The organism is Paucidesulfovibrio longus DSM 6739 (assembly GCF_000420485.1).
In the GTDB taxonomy this organism is placed as follows: domain Bacteria; phylum Desulfobacterota; class Desulfovibrionia; order Desulfovibrionales; family Desulfovibrionaceae; genus Paucidesulfovibrio; species Paucidesulfovibrio longus.
On record NZ_ATVA01000014.1, the window covers coordinates 138,989 to 152,008 of the forward strand.

Here is a 13,020-nt window from a genome sequence, read left to right on the forward strand (position 1 = left end):
AAGGAGTTCAGCAATGGGCAAGGCGGTCGTATTGCACGCCACAGGCGGGCCGGAAGCGCTCTCCTGGGAGGATTTCGAACCCGGAACCCCTGGTCCGGGCGAAGCGCTGGTGGCTCACGAGGCCGTGGGCGTGAATTTCATCGACATTTATCAGCGGACAGGGCTTTACCCCCTGCCGAAACTGCCTGCCGTGCTCGGCCTGGAAGGGGCGGGAGTTGTCGAGGCCGTGGGCGAGGGCGTGACCGAGGTCGCGGTGGGCGACCGGGTCGCCTATGCGGGCGGGCCTCCGGGCGCGTATGCCGAAAAACGGCTCATCCCGGCGCACCGCCTCGTGCCGCTGCCCGCTTTTCTCTCCTTTCACGACGCCGCCTCAGTCATGCTCCGGGGCATGACCGCGCGCTACCTGCTCAAGGGCTGCTACCCGGTCGGTCCGGAGAGCGTCATTCTCGTGCACGCGGCCTCCGGGGGCGTGGGCACGCTGCTGACGCAGTGGGCGCATTCCCTCGGCGCAACGGTCATCGGCACCGTGGGCAGCGAGGCAAAGGCCGTCCAGGCCAGGGAAAACGGCTGCGACCATGTCATCCTCTACCGCGAGGAGGACTTCGTGGCCGGAGTGCGGGAGTTCACGCGGGGCCGGGGCGTGGACGCGGTCTACGATTCCGTGGGACAGGCCACGTTCCTCAAGTCCCTGGACTGCCTGCGGCCCATGGGCATGATGGTTTCCTTCGGCCAGTCCTCCGGCAGCGTGGAGCCGTTCAGCCCGGGGCTGCTGGCCTCCAAGGGCTCCCTGTTCCTGACCCGGCCCAGCCTGATGGAATACACCCGCAAGCGCGAAGACCTGCTCGCGCACGCCGAGGATCTCTTCGGAGTGCTGGAACAGGGCGCGGTCAAGGCCAAGATCAATCAGGAATACCCCCTGCGCGAGGTGGGACTGGCCCACTCGGATCTGGAATCCCGCCGCACCAGCGGCTGCACCGTATTGCAGGTCTAGGCGAAGCCATTGTTTCACACCATTCTCGCCCTCGTGGTCACGGCTTTGCACGGCTATCTGTTCTGGCGGCTGTCCTCGATTCCGGTTGTCCGGCGGCACGTGCCGCGAGCGGTTCTGTTCGCACTGGCAGCGGCGCTCTGGGGCTGCTTCTTCCTGGACCGTCTTCTCGCTCCGGAAGCGGCGAGCGCCCTGGGCGTGTTTCTGGAACTCTGGAGCATGTCCTGGATGGCCATGCTTTTTCTCATGTTCGTGGCGGTCTTTGCCGTGGATGCGGCGACCTGCTTCGGGCTGCTTCTGCGGCGGCGGGCTCCGACCCTGCGCGGCGCGGCGTTCCTGGTCGGGATCGCCTTTTCCTGCCTGGCCCTGATCCAGGGACTCCGGCCGCCCGAGGTCGAGGAATACGACGTGAACCTGCCGGGGCTGCCCGCGGAACTGGACGGCACCGTGCTGGTCGCGCTTTCGGACCTGCACCTGGGTACGCTGCTGGGCCGGGAATGGCTGGATGCGCGCGTCCGGCAGGTCGAGGCCCTGCGCCCCGACCTGGTGGTGCTCACGGGAGACGTCTTCGAGGGGCACGGCGTTCCCGGAGAAGATCTGATCGCGGGGCTGCGCGGGCTTTCCGCGCCGCTCGGCGTCTGGGGGGTGCTGGGAAACCACGACCTGCACATGCCCGGCATGGACATCGGACCGGTCTTTGCCCGGTCCGGGGTGCGCCTTTTGCGCAACTCCCGCGTGCAGCTCGCGCCCGGATTGGTCCTGGCCGGGGTGGACAATCTCTCTTCGCGCGGGGACCAGCGCAACATTCCGGCATATTTTTCCAGGACGCTGGACGGCCGTCCCCAAGGAGCCGCCATTCTGCTTTCGCACGCGCCCGTGGGCGCGAAACTGGCAGAGGCCAAGGGCATCGGGCTGATGCTCGCCGGACACACCCACGGCGGACAGATCTGGCCCTTCGGCTATCTCGTGAAACGGCAATTCCGCTATTTCACGGGCGCCTATCGCCTCGGTCCCATGACCCTGATCGTCTCGCGCGGGACCGGAACCTGGGGGCCGCGCATGCGGCTCTGGCTGCCGGGCGAGATTCAGCGCATCGCCCTGCACCCCGGATGAGGGGGCGAATTCGCGGCAGCGGGTCACGCCGATTCGTATCCATGCTTATGCAAATCATAATCATCTAGTAATACGAATTAAAAATAGGAAATTGATAGAATTTTGTCAGCTCTTTTGAGACTCAAAAAGCGGCTTTTGGGCAGAAATTGGGACGAAGGCGGCGCAGGATTCAACCCTCCTGGGAGTCGATGCGTTGAAATGGGGGGAGAGGAAACCAACCGGTTTTGCTGGGAGGTACATCTGAAGGCTTTGTCGGTACGCCAGCCATGGGCGCAGCTCATCGCTCAAGGTGATAAAACTATCGAGGTGCGCAATCGACCGTGGTCCTACAGGGACCAGCTGGTGATCTGCGCGACGGCTCGGCCGATTGAACTCGACGACGACGGGGAGCCGCTGCCCGTGGGGTGTGCCGTCGCCATAGTGGATATGGTTGACTGCCGACCACTGCGGCCAGACGATGCTTTCCCGGCTTGCATGGATGGAGATTGTGGCGATTTCACGAGTGACGAGTGCGCAGGCAAATGGGCATGGGTGCTTTCCGGCTCCCGCATGGTGGAAAATGTTCCGGTCAAGGGGCAATTGCAGCCGTGGGATTGGAAAGGAAAACCGCTTTAGTCCTCGCGGTCGAAACAGGGAAGAGGGCCAAGGGCGCAAAAAAAGGCGGCTAGATTCTGGATCTAACCGCCTGATTTCTCGTGGCGTCCCCAAGGGGATTTGAACCCCTGTTAACGGCGTGAGAGGCCGTCGTCCTAGGCCACTAGACGATGGGGACACAGCTTAACTGGTGGGCCGTATTGGGCTCGAACCAATGACTCTCTGCTTAAAAGGCAGATACTCTACCATCTGAGTTAACGGCCCACTTTGGAACGGCCCCGTTAAGGGAACGCTTTGATATACGTTTGCCCTTGTGCGTGTCAAGCACGAACTTCAGAAAAATAATCAGCAAACGACGAATCTCTAATACTTTAGTATGATTGACGAAAAAAGATAATGCTTGAAATAGGGCATTGCTTGGTGTATAGAACAAATCCCATTTACCCCCAAAAAACCCTCCTGAGTCGAAAGGGAGATATGAGAATGACCCGAAAAGACCGCACCGAAGGCATCTACTCCAGGCGCGAAGTCCTGGACGAATCCGAAAGGCGGCAATACTACCAGCTGCAGCTTAAGGAGCTTCTGAGCTACGCCTACCGGTATTCGGAGGACGTGAAGAAGCGTTTCGACAGGGCACAGTTCAACGTCGAGAAGTTCAAGACCCTGTCCGACCTCAAGCATATCCCCATCATCAAAAAGAAAGAGCTGATCTTTTTGCAGTCCATGGGACCGCGCCTGGGCGGACTGCTGACCAAGGATCTCGGCGAGCTTCGCCGCGTGTTTCTCTCCCCCGGACCGATCTTCGACCCCGAAGACCGCACCGAGGACTACTGGGGCTGGACCGAGGGCTTTTATGCCGCCGGCTTCCGCTCCGGCGACGTGACCCAGATCACGTTCAACTACCATCTCGCCCCGGCGGGCCTGATGTTCGAGGAGCCGCTCAAGGCGCTTTCCTGCGCCGTGATTCCGGCCGGCCCCTCCAGCACCGCCAGCCAGATCGAGATCATGCAGAAGCTGCGCGTCACCGGATACGTGGGCACGCCCAGCTTTCTCATGCACCTGGCCCAGAAGGCCGAGGAGATGGGACTTTCCCTGCGCAAGGATCTCTTCATGGAAGTGGCCTTCGTCACGGGCGAGAAATTCTCCGAGAAGATGCGCACCACCCTGGAGAAGAAGTTCGACTGCATCATGCGCCAGGGCTACGGCACAGCGGACGTGGGCTGCATCGGCTACGAGTGCTTCCACAAGTCCGGCCTGCACCTGAGCAACCGCGCCTTCGTGGAAATCTGCCATCCGGACACGGGCATCCCGCTCAAGGACGGCGAAGTGGGCGAGATCGTGGTCACGGCCTTCAACAAGACCTACCCGCTCATCCGCCTGGCCACGGGCGACCTCGGCTACCTGGACCGCAGCTCCTGCCAGTGCGGGCGCACCAGCCCCCGCCTCGGCGGCATCGTCGGCCGGGTGGACACCACGGCCCGCATCAAGGGCATGTTCGTCTACCCGCACCAGGTCGAGCAGGTCATGGCCCAGTTCGACGAGATCAAGCGCTGGCAGATCGAGGTCACCAACCCCGGCGGCGTGGACGAGATGGTCCTGAACATCGAGTCCGGCTCCTTCAAGCGCGAGGACGAGCTGCTGCATACCTTCCGCGAGAAGATCAAGCTGCGCCCCGTGCTCAAGGTGCTTGCGCCGGGAACGCTGCCGCCGCAGATCCGTCCCATCGAGGACAAGCGCACCTGGGATTAGTCCCGGCTGCGAACGGCATCTCCGACCCCCTGAAAGGCCTTCTTTCAGGGGGTTTTCGTTTGCATTGCCCTGTGCTGCCGCGTTGTGGGAAAACAAGCGCACGGAGCCGCGACGACTGCCCGCGCAGGGCGGCCGCGAAACCTGAGGAGGGCATGGAATGAAGTTGCCGCATGGACTGAAGACGCCGCAGGGGCGCGCATACATCGGCGTGGACGGCTGCCGGGGAGGATGGCTGGCCGCGGCGATCGGTCCGGACGGCCTTCGGTTCGAGCTGCACCGGACCGTTGCCGGGCTGTTCGGAGCGCACCGGGACACGACCATGCTCGTGGACATGCCCATGGGCCTGCCCCATGCCGGGGAGCCCGTTCGGCGCTGCGACGCCGAGGCGCGCAGGCTGCTCGGGCCCCGCCGTGCCAGCGTGTTTTCCCCGCCCTGCCGCGAGGCGCTCGCCGCAGGGGACCATGCCGAGGCCTGCGCCGTGAACCGTGCCGTCACGGGGCGCGGCCTGTCCATCCAGGCCTGGAACATCGCCCGGCGCATCCGGGAGCTGGACGAGCTGCTGCGGGCCGAGCCGGGAGCTTCCGGGCGGCTGCTGGAGTGCCATCCGGAGCTGTGTTTCGCCGCGCTCCTGGGAGCCCCCGCGACCCACCCCAAAAAAACCCGCGCCGGACGCGAGCAGCGGCTGAAAACCCTCCTTGGCTTGTGCCCGGAGGCCAAAGACCGTATCGTGCAGGGGTTGAAAAACTACGCCGGTCTCTGCGCGCACGACGATTTTCTGGATGCGCTGGTCCTGGCTGTCTGCCTCGCCCTGGCCGAACCGCCGGGAGACGCGAGGCCGAACAGGGGGCCGAGGAGCGGGCTGGCCCGGCTGGGCCTGGACCCGCTGAGCGGGAACGCGCCTTGTGACGCGGCGGGGCTGCCCATGGTCATTCACGTTCCGCCGGGCATGGGCGGGGCGCCCCAGCCCCGCGATCCGTCACCGGAGGCCGGGCCGTCAGGGAGATGATGGATGATGAAAACGAAGCGAATCTTGCTGTTGGCCGTGTTATTGCTTTCCGCGTGCGCCGCGCAGCGCACCGCGCCGCAGAGCCCCATGGGCATGGACTTCCTCCCGCAGAGCGGCGAATTCATCACCGTGGACGGTTCCAAGGCCGCGCCGGGAGAGGTGCTCGCCCTGGCCAAGTCCGCGGACTATCTGCTCCTGGGCGAGGGGCACCGCAATGCCTGCGACCATTCGGTGCAGCAGCTTCTCGTGCGGGAACTGGCCGAGGGCGGGCGGCCGCCCGCCGTGGGGCTGGAAATGGTCGGCACGGATCTTCAGCCCGTGCTGGACCGGTTCAACTCCGGCGAGCTGCCGCCCTCGGAAATGGGAAAGGCGCTGGATTGGCAGGAGAACTGGGGCTACCCGTTTTCGCTCTTCGAGCCGCTGTTTGAAATCGCCCGGCGCTACGCCCTGCCCGTGGGGGCGTTGAACGCGCCCCGCGCCCTGGTCAAGGCCGTGAGCGAAAAGGGGCTGGACGCGCTCAGCCCCGCCGACCGCGAGCGGCTGCCCCGGGTCATCGTCCCCCCCATCCCCGAACAGCGGGACGAGCTGAAGAGCGTCTATGAGGAACATGCCCGCCAGGGCCGGAGTTCCGGAGATCTCGACCGCTTCCTCCTGGTGCAGTCTCTCTGGGACACCTCCATGGCCGAAAACGCTTTCGGCCTGCGCAAGAGCACCGGGCGTCCGGTCGTGATCATGGCCGGAGCCGGACATGTGGAGCGGGGCTGGGGAATCGCCTCCCGCCTGCGCACCCTGGACCCGCAGGCCCGCATCGTGCTCCTGCTGCCCCTGCGCGACAGCGCGGACTTCGACCGCCGCGACGGAGACGGATTCTTCTACTGCCCGGAAACGTACCGCAGCCGCATGGGCATGACCCTGGAAGCGCGCGAGGGCCGCATCGTGGTCCGCGCGGTGGAGCGGGGCAGCCGAGCCGACACGGCGGGCATCCGGCCCGGCGACGTGCTCGAAGTCGCGCAGGGCCTTGCCGTGAAGTCGCTGCTCGACCTGCACTTCGCGGGCAAGCGGGCCCACGACCGGGACGAGTCTCTCGTATTCACCCTCTCCCGGCGCGGGGAGCCTGTTGTTGTCGATCTCGGAAAACTCGGAAAATCTGGTACGTCCGGAGAGGAAAAGCAATAAATGAAAGCTGGATATTTCATCTCCTTGCTCGTTTGCGGTTTGTTGTTGTTCAGCGCTGGCGGCTGCGGGGAGCAGCGCGACCTGGCCGCGCTCTTTCCCGAAAACATCGCCGGAGCGGAGCGCACGGAATTCCTGCTCGGAGAGGATGCGCTCCGCGCCGTGGACAAGCTGCACGGCAAGAGCATCCAGGCGCGCGACGCGGCGGTTGCCGTGTACGGCGCGGGCCACCCCCCGGCGGCCCAGGTCTGGGTGTCCACCGCGTCCAACGGCGCGGCCGCCCGCGAGCAGCTGGCGGTGATGGTCAACCGGATGCTCACCGGCAAGGCCACGCCCTTTGGGAAGCCTGCGGAGGAACGCCGGGCCGGGGTCGATCTCTACCGGACCGAGGGCCTGGGGATGGTGCATCTGATCTGGAGCCGCGACGAGCTGGTCTGGTGGCTGGCCGTGCTGCCGGGGCAGGAGGAAGCTTACCTGAAGGTCTTCCTGGAGCCGGGGGAAAAGTGATGCGCGAAGCAGGGGGAAGCGAGGTGCGGGAACTGCTGGAGCGCGCCGCGGCGGAGCACCGGCTCGACCGTCTGGACCAGGCGCGGCTGCTTTGCCGCAAGGCCCTGGAGCTGGAACCCGACCAGCCGGACGCGCTGCGCCTGCTCGGAGCGGTGGCGCTCCAGTCCGGACGCCATCGCCGCGCCGAAACCCTGCTGCGCCGCGCCGTGGAGCTGCTTCCGGAGAACGCCCAGGTCCGTCTGCACCTGGGCATGGCCCTGGAGGGCTGCGGCAGGCTCGGCGAAGCCGTGGAAGCCTACAAGGCCTGCATGGCCCTGGACCCGGACGCGGCCGAACCGTATGCCCGCTTCGGCAACCTGCTCAAGGACAACGGCCAGCTGCGCGAAGCCCTGGCCTGCTATGCCGGGGCGCTTCGCCGCGACCCGGACCACTTCGCGTCCCTGGTGAACATGGGCGGCGTGCTGCTGGAGTTGGGCCGGGGGCGCGACGCGGTGGATATTTCACGCCGGGCTGCGGAGCTGCGGCCCCTGGCCGTGCGCGCGCATCTGCATCTGGGCGCGGCCCTGCACGACGCTTGGCGCACCACCGAGGCCGAATCGGCCTATCTGGCCGCGCTGGAGCTGGAGCCGGGCCATAGCGGGGCCATGAACAACCTGGGCGTGCTCAAGCGGGACCAGGGCCGCATCCGGGACGCGGTATCCTGGTTTCGCAAGGCCTGGAAAGCCGACCCGGACTTCGCTGCGGCGCGCAGCAATTACCTGCTGACCCGGCATTACCTTGCGGACGAGCAACGCGAAACGTTTCTGGAAGAGGCGCTCGCCTTCGGACACGACCTGGCCGATCCCCTGACTTCGCGTGCCAGGAGCCACGACAACGACCCGGACCCGGACCGTCCCCTGCGCGTCGGCTATCTTTCCGGCGATCTGCGCCGTCATGCCGTGAGCAGTTTTCTCGTTCCTCTTTTGGCCGAGCATAATCCTGAAAATGTTGAGTTTTACTGTTACGCGAACAATCCGTATTCAGATGGTACTACAGATCATTTACGGTCAATTTGCAGTCTCTGGCGTAATATCCGTACAACCGGAGATATTGAAGCATCCGAAATAATGCGAGAAGACAAGATAGACATTCTCGTGGACCTCAGCGGGCATTCCTCGCACAACCGACTCCTGACCACGGCCAGAAAGCCCGCTCCGGTGCAGGCGCTCTGGCTCGGATATTTCGACACCACGGGAATGCGGGCGGTTGACTGGATCATCGCGGATCGGCACGTTTGCCCCGAGGAACAGGGAAAATTCTATTCGGAAGGGGTCTGGCGGCTGCCGGTGAGCTTCTGGTGCTATGGTCCGCCGGACGTTGAAGTGGAGCCTGTGGAAACTCCCTTCTTCGAGAGAAAAAGCATTACGTTCGGGTGCTTTAACAATACCGCAAAAATCAACAATACGGTTGTGGATGCCTGGGCCGCGATCCTTCGCCAAGTACCGGAATCGGAGCTTCTGCTCCAGTCCGGCTCCTTTGCCGACAAGGACGTGCGCGCCCGCTATCAGAGCATGTTCTCGGACCGTGGCGTGGGGGATCGCGTGGCGTTTCGGCCACATATGGAGCTTCGCGGCTATCTGGCCTCGTATCAGGAGGTGGATCTGGCCTTGGACCCCTTCCCGTACGGCGGCGGCGCCACCACGGCGGACGCCCTCTGGATGGGCGTGCCCGTGGTCAGCCTGCGCGGCGGGCGCTTTTCCGGCCGCCTGTCCACCTCCCTCCTGGAGGCGGCGGGCCTCGGAGAGCTTGCAACTCGGACCCTGGACGACTATATCGCGTGTGCCGTGGGTCTTGCGCGCGAGCCCGAGCGCCTCGCCCTGCTGCGCAGCGATCTGCGCGGACGTCTGCTGGCCTCTCCGCTCTGCGACGCGAAACGCTTTGCCCGCGACATGGAAGCGGCCTACCGGGGCATGTGGTCCCGTTGGTGCGGAACATCCCGCCGTCATTAGGAATCCAAGATGCCTGAACTCCCCGAAGTGGAAACCATCGCTCGCGGGCTGCGCGAAACCCTGCCGGGGCTCGTCTTTGCCGATGTCGCGGTCTACGATCTGCGGGCCGTGCCCGGCCACGAGCCGGAGGAGTTCGTGCGCCGCACGCGGGGCCGCACCGTGGCGAGCGTCCGTCGCCGGGGCAAGCTGCTGCTCCTCGACCTGGAGTTCGACGCCGCGCCGCAGTCCGTGCTCACGGTGCACCTGCGCATGACGGGCCGGGTCGTGCACGGACCGGACCGCGCGCCGGAATCCCACGAGCGCATCCGTTTCTCCATGAACGACGGCAGCGTATTGACCTTTTCGGACGTGCGGCGTTTCGGCGGTTGCCGGGTTTTCACCCCGGCGGAGCTGGAGCGATGGACCTTCTGGAACGTCCTGGGGCCGGAACCCCTGGAGATCGGCGAGTCCGAATTCGTCGCATTGTTCCGGGGCCGCAGGGCGAAGATCAAGGGATTGCTCCTGGACCAGCGCGTCATCGCCGGCGTGGGCAACATCTATGCGGACGAGAGCCTGTTTCGCGCGGGAATCCGCCCGGATGCCGTGGCTTCCGGGCTTTCGGCGGCCCGGCTGAAGCGTCTGCGCAAGGTGCTCTGCGAAGTGCTGCGGCAGGCCATTGCGGAAAACGGCAGTTCCATCAGTGACTATAGAAATGCGCGGGGAGACGCTGGCGCGTTTCAGAATTCATTTCAGGTCTATGGGAAAGCCGGAGAACCCTGCGGGCGCTGCGGGCGCACCCTCTGCGGCTGCCGGGTGGCCGGACGTTCGTCCACATATTGCGACAATTGCCAAACAACCTGAAATGCTTGGTTATAGTCGTTATTGCGAACGTATGGGCACTCGAAAGATAAACAGTGTTCAATTTCAATATGTAGAAAGTCTCTAGTCATTTTCTAGAGAATCGAGCAATAATGAATACGACAGGTTGCAAGGCAGCCCCGGAATCGGGCGGAAAGGCCTCCAAAGAGGCGGGAAGCGGGGGCGGGCTGGCCAGGAACACCATGGTGGTGGCCGCTGCCACGTTGATATCGCGCGGGCTTGGATTCGTGCGCGACGTGATCGTGGCCTTCGCCCTGGGCGCGGGAGCCTCGGCGGACGCCTTTTTCGTGGCCTTCCGCATCCCCAACCTGATGCGCCGCCTTTTCGGCGAGGGCTCGCTGACCATGGCCTTCATCCCGGTCTACGCCCGCGTGCGCGAGGAGCAGGGCGAGGCCGCGGCAAGGGAGATGGCCCGCTCCGCCATGATCTGGCTCTGCCTGATCCTCGGAGCGCTCACGCTGCTGGTGGAGGTGTTCGCCGGGCCTCTGACCTTTCTCATCGCGCCCGGATTCGCGGACAATCCCGAACTCTTCGCGCTGACCGCGAAGCTCCTGCGGATCTGCTTTCCCTATGTGCTCATGATCTGCGGCGTGGCGCTGTGCATGGGCATCCTCAACGCCCACGACCACTTCATGGCCCCGGCCTTGTCGCCCGTGATGCTCAACATCGCGCTCATCGCGGCGGCCCTGGCCGGGTATTACTCCGGGGGCGACGTGGCCCTGTGCATGGCCGTTGGCGTGCTCGCGGGCGGTCTGCTCCAATGGTGGCTCCAGCAGCCCTACCTGCGCGCCCAGGGCTTCACGTGGCGGGGGGCCTGGTCCTGGCGGGACGCGGGCGTGCGGCGCATGGCCCTGCTCATGCTGCCGACGGTCTTCGGCGCGGCGGTCTATCAGGTCAACATCCTGCTCGGCACCCTGCTGGCCTCGTATCTGCCCGAAGGCAGCGTCTCCTATCTCTACTACGCGGACCGGCTCGTGCAGTTCCCCCTGGGCGTTTTCGGCATCGCCGTGAGCACGGCGGCCCTGCCCAGCCTCTCGGTGCTGGCGGCCAAGGGACGCATGCCGGAATTCAACCGGACCCTGCGCACGGCAGTGGGCCTGACCATGTTCATTTCCCTTCCGGCCACCGCCGGATTGCTGGCCCTGTCCGAGCCGGTGATGCGCCTGCTCTTCCTGCGCGGCGCGTTCACCGCCGAGGCGGTGCAGGCCTCGGCCTCGGCCCTGGTGGCCTATTCCGCGGGCCTGCCGTTCATCGCGGCCCTGCGTCCTCTGGTGGCGGCGTATTACTCCCTGGAAAACACGCGCACCCCCGTGATTGTGGCCGTGGTCAGCCTGGTGGTCAACGTGGGCCTCGGCGCGTATTTGATGCAGTATTTCGCGCATGTGGGTCTGGCGGTGGCCGTGAGCGTTTCCGCGGCGGTCAACTTCGGGCTGCTGCTGACCTTTCTGCGCAAGAGGCTCGACCGCGCGCCTCTGCCCCTGGCCAGCTTCGCCAAGTGCCTCGGCCTTTCCGCCGTGGTCTACGCCGGAGCCTGGGCCAGCGCCCTGGGGCCGTCCCTGCTCTGGTTCGGGCTGATTCCGGTCTGGATCGTCTTCTACGTCGCCGGGGCCGTGGCCTTGCGCGTGCCCGAGGCGGACCTCTTCCTGGGGGCGCTGCGCAGGCGCGTGCGCCGCAACAGGCCGGAAGGCGCTGAACCCGCAAAGGAACAGCCCGGCAGCGCCAACGCGGAAGGCGGCGGCAAGGGGGAAGACCGGGGATGAGCGCGGAGGAGGAGCGCCATGAAGGATTTTGAGGTCGCGCTGGCCCGGCAGCGGTTTCCGCGCGGACTGCGGCAGCCGGAGGGGGGCTATCGCTTTTCCGGGGATTCCCTGCTCCTGGCCAGCTTCGCGCGCTCCTTCGCCTCGGGCCCGGGGCTGGACCTGGGCACGGGCTGCGGCGTGGTGGGGCTGGCCTATCTTCTGCGCCACCCGGACGCGGACCTGCACGTGACCGGGGTGGACCGCGAGCCGGAAATGACCCGCGCCGCGCGGGAAAACGCCAGGCTCCTCGGCTATGAGGATCGCTTCGCGGTCAAGCTCTCCGACGTCGCGGACTATGATTTCCAGGGCAACCACTTCGAGTTCGCCCTCTGCAACCCGCCGTTCCGGCCCCGACACAGGGGCCGCGTCAGCCCCAACTCGGCGCGCGCCTCGGCCCGCTTCGAAGGCTCGGACGGGCTGGAGCCCTTTGCGGCTGCGGCGCGCGTCAGCCTCAAGGACAAGGCCCCGCTCTACCTCGTGCACATCCCGGAGCGCCTGCCGGAAATCGTCGAGGTGCTGCGGAGCAACGGCCTGGAGCCGAAGCGGATGCGCTTCGTGCACGGGCACGCCGAGGCCGAGGCGCGGGTGGTGCTGCTGGAGGCGCGCAAGAACGGCAAGCCCGGCATGAGCGTGGAGCCGCCCCTGGTGCTCTACGAGGGCCGGAGCGCCCGCTCCGGGGTGACCGCGAGCGCCCTTGCGTTTTGCCCGTATTTGCAGTGCAATGCCCGCGGGGACGAGGCAAAGGGAGGAAGCGGACATGGAGCGTGAGCAATTGCTGCGACGGCTGGCCCCGTGCGGATTGAACTGCGGAGCCTGCGTCGCGTTTTCGGATGGCCCGGTCCGGGCGCACGCCCAGGCCCTGCGCGGCCTGCTCGGCCCGAATTTCGCGAGCTATGCCGAGCGGTTCGCGGGCATGAATCCCGTGTTCGAAGGCTACGGGCAATTCGAGGCGCTGCTGGACTGGCTGGCTTCCGGTTCCTGCGAAGGCTGCCGGGGCGAGGGCTGCCTGTTCACGGCCTGCAAGGTCGGCCTTTGCGTGCGGGAACAGGGAGTGGACTTTTGCTTCCAGTGCGCGGAATTCCCCTGCGGGCGGCACGGCATGCCCGAAATGCTCGCAGCGCGCTGGAAGGCGAACAACGAGCGCATGAAGTCCGTTGGAGTCGAGGCCTACCACGAAGCCGTCAAGGACAAACCCAGGTATCCGTAGGGCGCGGCTGCGGCCACGGCCACAACGAAACCGCCACG

At 65.6% G+C, this 13,020-nt stretch carries 12 protein-coding genes and 2 tRNA genes; 12 read left to right on the plus strand and 2 right to left on the minus strand.

What is annotated here, in order from left to right; genetic code table 11:
- The first annotated feature begins 13 nt into the window (after nucleotides 1–13).
- From G452_RS0109740 to G452_RS18875, 3 genes are all read left to right on the plus strand, one after another.
- Entirely contained in the window at nucleotides 14–991 is a 978-nt protein-coding gene (locus G452_RS0109740; protein WP_022662072.1) for a quinone oxidoreductase family protein, read from the plus strand.
- A 9-nt stretch (nucleotides 992–1,000) separates the two neighbouring features.
- A complete protein-coding gene (locus G452_RS0109745; protein WP_022662073.1) occupies nucleotides 1,001–2,101 on the plus strand; it encodes a metallophosphoesterase in 1,101 nt (366 codons plus the stop codon).
- A gap of 198 nt (nucleotides 2,102–2,299) precedes the next feature.
- Entirely contained in the window at nucleotides 2,300–2,716 is a 417-nt protein-coding gene (locus G452_RS18875; protein WP_022662074.1) for an ASCH domain-containing protein, read from the plus strand.
- Nucleotides 2,717–2,797: 81 nt separating this feature from the next.
- Here the strand turns inward: G452_RS18875 and G452_RS0109755 are convergent.
- Together G452_RS0109755 and G452_RS0109760 are read right to left on the minus strand one after the other, a co-directional pair.
- A tRNA-Glu gene (locus G452_RS0109755) sits at nucleotides 2,798–2,873 on the minus strand.
- 10 nt (nucleotides 2,874–2,883) lie between these two features.
- Nucleotides 2,884–2,959 (minus strand) — tRNA-Lys (locus G452_RS0109760).
- A gap of 219 nt (nucleotides 2,960–3,178) precedes the next feature.
- Between G452_RS0109760 and G452_RS0109765 the strand changes: the two genes are divergently transcribed.
- The 9 genes from G452_RS0109765 to G452_RS0109805 all read left to right on the plus strand — a co-directional run bounded on the left by G452_RS0109765 (nucleotide 3,179) and on the right by G452_RS0109805 (nucleotide 12,982).
- The gene (locus tag G452_RS0109765) at nucleotides 3,179–4,444 is read left to right on the plus strand and encodes a phenylacetate--CoA ligase family protein (RefSeq protein WP_022662075.1); all 1,266 of its coding nucleotides are present in this window, start codon (nucleotides 3,179–3,181) and stop codon (nucleotides 4,442–4,444) included.
- A 157-nt stretch (nucleotides 4,445–4,601) separates the two neighbouring features.
- Complete coding sequence (locus tag G452_RS18880) at nucleotides 4,602–5,450, plus strand: DUF429 domain-containing protein (RefSeq protein ID WP_022662076.1); 849 nt, start codon at nucleotides 4,602–4,604, stop codon at nucleotides 5,448–5,450.
- A 3-nt stretch (nucleotides 5,451–5,453) separates the two neighbouring features.
- A complete protein-coding gene (locus tag G452_RS0109775; RefSeq protein ID WP_022662077.1) occupies nucleotides 5,454–6,626 on the plus strand; it encodes a ChaN family lipoprotein in 1,173 nt (390 codons plus the stop codon).
- The gene (locus G452_RS0109780; protein WP_022662078.1) at nucleotides 6,627–7,130 is read left to right on the plus strand and encodes a hypothetical protein; all 504 of its coding nucleotides are present in this window, start codon (nucleotides 6,627–6,629) and stop codon (nucleotides 7,128–7,130) included. It begins immediately after the preceding gene.
- Nucleotides 7,130–9,118 (plus strand): O-linked N-acetylglucosamine transferase, SPINDLY family protein, encoded by a 1,989-nt coding sequence (locus G452_RS18885; RefSeq protein WP_022662079.1) that lies wholly within the window; start codon nucleotides 7,130–7,132, stop codon nucleotides 9,116–9,118. The genes G452_RS0109780 and G452_RS18885 overlap by 1 nt, the downstream gene beginning before the upstream one ends.
- 9 nt (nucleotides 9,119–9,127) lie before the next feature.
- Nucleotides 9,128–9,958 carry a bifunctional DNA-formamidopyrimidine glycosylase/DNA-(apurinic or apyrimidinic site) lyase gene (gene mutM, locus G452_RS0109790; protein WP_022662080.1) on the plus strand — a complete coding sequence of 277 codons (831 nt, stop codon included), beginning with the start codon at nucleotides 9,128–9,130 and terminating at the stop codon, nucleotides 9,956–9,958.
- Between the two features lie 110 nt (nucleotides 9,959–10,068).
- The gene (gene murJ, locus G452_RS18890; RefSeq protein WP_022662081.1) at nucleotides 10,069–11,736 is read left to right on the plus strand and encodes a murein biosynthesis integral membrane protein MurJ; all 1,668 of its coding nucleotides are present in this window, start codon (nucleotides 10,069–10,071) and stop codon (nucleotides 11,734–11,736) included.
- 18 nt (nucleotides 11,737–11,754) lie between these two features.
- On the plus strand, nucleotides 11,755–12,543 hold the full coding sequence (locus G452_RS18895) for a tRNA1(Val) (adenine(37)-N6)-methyltransferase (protein ID WP_022662082.1): 789 nt from the start codon (nucleotides 11,755–11,757) through the stop codon (nucleotides 12,541–12,543).
- A complete protein-coding gene (locus tag G452_RS0109805) occupies nucleotides 12,533–12,982 on the plus strand; it encodes a DUF3795 domain-containing protein (RefSeq protein WP_022662083.1) in 450 nt (149 codons plus the stop codon). The genes G452_RS18895 and G452_RS0109805 overlap by 11 nt, the downstream gene beginning before the upstream one ends.
- The last annotated feature ends 38 nt before the right edge of the window (nucleotides 12,983–13,020 follow it).

Coding starts and splice junctions, on each gene's coding strand:
- G452_RS0109740 (WP_022662072.1), top strand. CDS start 14: ATGGGCAAGGCGGTCGTATTGCACGCCACAGGCGGGCCGGAAGCGCTC.
- G452_RS18875 (WP_022662074.1), top strand. CDS start 2,300: ATGGGGGGAGAGGAAACCAACCGGTTTTGCTGGGAGGTACATCTGAAG.
- G452_RS0109765 (WP_022662075.1), top strand. CDS start 3,179: ATGACCCGAAAAGACCGCACCGAAGGCATCTACTCCAGGCGCGAAGTC.
- G452_RS18880 (WP_022662076.1), top strand. CDS start 4,602: ATGAAGTTGCCGCATGGACTGAAGACGCCGCAGGGGCGCGCATACATC.
- G452_RS0109775 (WP_022662077.1), top strand. CDS start 5,454: ATGATGAAAACGAAGCGAATCTTGCTGTTGGCCGTGTTATTGCTTTCC.
- G452_RS0109780 (WP_022662078.1), top strand. CDS start 6,627: ATGAAAGCTGGATATTTCATCTCCTTGCTCGTTTGCGGTTTGTTGTTG.
- G452_RS18885 (WP_022662079.1), top strand. CDS start 7,130: ATGCGCGAAGCAGGGGGAAGCGAGGTGCGGGAACTGCTGGAGCGCGCC.
- mutM (WP_022662080.1), top strand. CDS start 9,128: ATGCCTGAACTCCCCGAAGTGGAAACCATCGCTCGCGGGCTGCGCGAA.
- murJ (WP_022662081.1), top strand. CDS start 10,069: ATGAATACGACAGGTTGCAAGGCAGCCCCGGAATCGGGCGGAAAGGCC.
- G452_RS18895 (WP_022662082.1), top strand. CDS start 11,755: ATGAAGGATTTTGAGGTCGCGCTGGCCCGGCAGCGGTTTCCGCGCGGA.
- G452_RS0109805 (WP_022662083.1), top strand. CDS start 12,533: ATGGAGCGTGAGCAATTGCTGCGACGGCTGGCCCCGTGCGGATTGAAC.